Below are 460 nucleotides of genomic sequence, written 5' to 3'. Positions count from 1 at the left end.
GAAAAGCGGACTGTTCCGTCCCGCCGGAAGAGGCCTTCTGCCGGGCCTCTTCTGCCCGCTGCGCCTGCGTGGTCAGTACCAGCCGGAAGTGACGCCCGGCACCATCCGTCACGTCGGTGATTTCGCCGCTGAATTCACCGGCAGCTTCGCGGTGGAACGTCTGTGTGCGCCCGAAGCGGTCCACCAGCCCGGTCAGTACCCGGTACGGCGGCAGCGGCGCAGGCAGCACCTCATCCGCTTCCGGCACCCGCTCACACCAGCCGAGCAGCCACCACGGCCCCTGCGGACTGTTTGTCGCCAGATAACGATGCGGACTTAAGCGGAGTTCTTCCGGCAGCGCCTGCCAGAGTGCGGCCAGCCGGTGACCTTCATCCAGTTTCGCCACGCCGCCGCGCACCAGCCAGAGTGACTCGCTGCGGCTGTAACCGTCCTCACCGGGAAACAGGTGCTCAAAATACAG

1 pseudogene is annotated in these 460 nt (G+C 66.1%); it reads right to left on the bottom strand.

From position 1 onward, the window contains the following. Nucleotides 1-460 (bottom strand): annotated as a pseudogene (locus BEB42_RS25975) (RHS element protein); the annotation flags it as partial.

It is taken from the genome of Escherichia sp. MOD1-EC5990 (genome assembly GCF_002965285.1).
GTDB lineage: Bacteria > Pseudomonadota > Gammaproteobacteria > Enterobacterales > Enterobacteriaceae > Escherichia > Escherichia coli_F.
This window is presented reverse-complemented; position numbering and strand designations above follow the sequence as displayed.